Source organism: candidate division KSB1 bacterium (genome assembly GCA_022562085.1).
Classification (GTDB): Bacteria; Zhuqueibacterota; Zhuqueibacteria; order Oceanimicrobiales; family Oceanimicrobiaceae; genus Oceanimicrobium.
Genome location: JADFPY010000473.1, coordinates 1 through 2,464, shown reverse-complemented (window position 1 = coordinate 2,464; position 2,464 = coordinate 1). Strand labels below are relative to the sequence as shown.

The window sequence follows — 2,464 nt, the reverse complement described above, 5'->3', positions numbered from 1 at the left end:
AGATTTTTCGATCCTTTGCAGGAGCACTTAATTACGCACGTTATTTGGGAATCACACTACTAGAACCACTTTGCCGATATTTTTGCGCGCCTCGATGTAAGCATGCGCTTCACCGACCTTATCTAGTGGAAAAGCTTTATCAACATGCGGCTGAACCCACCCTTCATCGACCCCTTGCAAAATTGTTTGCATCCAACTGCGGACTTTTTCTTGCTCATCCCACATGTGTCCCAGATTTACACCGAAGACGCTTTTATTTGCGTTCATCAAACCAACCGGATTAAACCATGGCATTTGCAGTGCTACTTTTAATAAGCTTAATTTTGCCCCGAGGCCAGACTCTGTCGCTGCTGAAATACCAAACATCCCTAAGCGGCCCGTAGCTCTCAAGGCCTTGTAACTTTTTTTCCAGCTCGTTCCACCAAGCGGATCGATTACCAGCTCCACGCCTTTTCCGTCTGTTAACTCTTGTAGCTTTCGAAACCAATCTTCAGTTCGATAATCGATGGCGTGGTCCAGACCTCGCTGTTTCAAAAAGTCATGTTTACCGGAGCTTGCGGTACCATAAGTGATTGCTCCAATGTTCTTGGCGATATCCAGGGCAGCCAGGCCAACGCCGCCGCCGGCATTGTGAATGAGCACGGATTCGTCTTTTTTGAGCGAGCCCATCACCACTAAAAGCTGAAAGGCTGTCACGTAATTAACAGGCAGAGCAGCAGCCTGTTCAAAAGTTAATGATGGTGGTTTTTCAAAAATGCTTTTAGCTGGCACAACAACCAAATCCGAGTAACCCTGAAATCTTGTTCCAGCCCCGACCTCCTGCCCCTTCCAAGCAGAATCAACTCCCTCTCCAGTTGATTCGATAACCCCGGAGACCTCGTACCCGACGACCATCGGGAGTTTGGGTGCATCCGGGTAAAGACCCTGGCGGGCTAAAATATCCGCGAAATTAATTCCTGAGGCTTTCACTCGAATCAAGACTTCGTCTTTGCCCGGCTGCGGATCCGGTTTCTCTTCAATTCTGAAGACGCTGACGTCACCATATTTTGGGATCACAATTTGGCGCATTCTCTCCTCCTTATTTCAGTCACTCATAATGTATAATGTATAAAAGTGAAAACGTTCAAAACCTTTTTGGACACAGAGAACAGTGAGAATCACAGCTCGACGAAGCCGCAATCAAAAGATACATTAACTTTAGCCACGGATTAACACTGATTTGACACGGATAAATTGAGTTTAGACTATGAAACTGAAAAGACAAAATTATGAAATTGTTGGGTTCAGCGTTTCAATTTTACTCGGTTCTCAATATAACGAATCTGGATGGCAACCGCGAGCATTTTGAAGCAACCGCTTCCATAAGTCTGCTCAGCGCAAAAACGACGGTGCAGATGCCGATTGGCCAAATGGGTTCGTTATCGGGTTCGCTTCGACGGACTTATTTTGATAAGACGGTCGCCCCCTTCCTCAATAATATACCTAACTACTACTTCCTTGATGGTAATGTCAAAGCGTTCTTTGACTTCGACAACAAAAATAAGGTCACTGTCAGCGGCTATGGTAGCACAGATAACCTGGATCTGACATTCAACCCGAAAGCTCAAAATAAAGCCGGCATCACATATGATTGGGGCAACCGGACAGGCAGCATTCGCTGGACGCGCATCTTTTCGCCGCAGTTGTTTGCCAACTTCTGGCTGACCGGCAGCCGGTTCAATTCTCAAGCGGACTTTAGCCAGGCCTTTGATGAAGTGTATGTCGAAAAGAACCTCACTCCTCAGGATGTAATCGAAGATTTTGAAGAATGGAAGTATAATTACTACTGGATCCACAACAGACCACCGACTGCCGGCGAATCTATGACAGAGATTCGTTCCTTGTACCTCTATTTTTATACCAGGTATCGCATTATTATATACGCGGCCGATAGAAACTTTCGGGACTTTCAGGCTACTCACGAGGTCACTCAGGGCGCCGACGGCAATCATCATGAGCCGGCATTTCATATCGATGGCGATGGGATTGGCGCATTTGGATCGGCCGTCGTCGATACTGCTTACTTTGAAGTTCTGAGGGAATGATTTTTTTCCTTTTCAATTACATATCAGTTTCTTAAGTTATAATATGGAGGTTCCCTTGATCTGCAGAAATCGATTTTATCCAGTTTTCTTGCTAATTATCATTCTTTCTTCGCAGGGCATCGCACTCCCACAGGGACTGCAACCTTATCCAAAGCAAAGTTCTTCCAAATCCCTTGCTTCAAAGGTAGGGAGTGATCTTCTGTACATTTTCTCTGCTCCATCGCGATTAAGTCCGCAGGGTGGCCTGAAACTCCTCGTGCTTACCGGGGTTACTGCCGGATTTGTGACCATATTGGACAAGAACATTGATGATGATTTCATCGAAGGAGACGATCTCTACGTCAAACCCGGAATCGGTTTGGCAAAGGTTGGTGACGTTT

General features: G+C 46.0%; 3 protein-coding genes. 2 read left to right on the top strand and 1 reads right to left on the bottom strand.

The annotated features are described in order from the left end of the window. Nucleotides 1-51 precede the first annotated feature (51 nt). Nucleotides 52-1,068: a zinc-binding dehydrogenase gene (locus tag IH879_22400; GenBank protein ID MCH7677679.1), complete on the bottom strand. Its 1,017-nt coding sequence runs from the start codon at nucleotides 1,066-1,068 to the stop codon at nucleotides 52-54. A 200-nt stretch (nucleotides 1,069-1,268) separates the two neighbouring features. On the opposite strand from IH879_22400, the gene IH879_22395 reads away from it, so the two are divergent. Together IH879_22395 and IH879_22390 are read left to right on the top strand one after the other, a co-directional pair. Further along, a complete protein-coding gene (locus IH879_22395; GenBank protein MCH7677678.1) occupies nucleotides 1,269-2,084 on the top strand; it encodes a hypothetical protein in 816 nt (271 codons plus the stop codon). 55 nt (nucleotides 2,085-2,139) lie between these two features. Beyond that, on the top strand, nucleotides 2,140-2,464 hold a 325-nt coding region (locus IH879_22390), incomplete at its 3' end, for a hypothetical protein (protein ID MCH7677677.1).

Coding starts and splice junctions, on each gene's coding strand:
- IH879_22400 (MCH7677679.1), bottom strand. CDS start 1,068: ATGCGCCAAATTGTGATCCCAAAATATGGTGACGTCAGCGTCTTCAGA.
- IH879_22395 (MCH7677678.1), top strand. CDS start 1,269: ATGAAATTGTTGGGTTCAGCGTTTCAATTTTACTCGGTTCTCAATATA.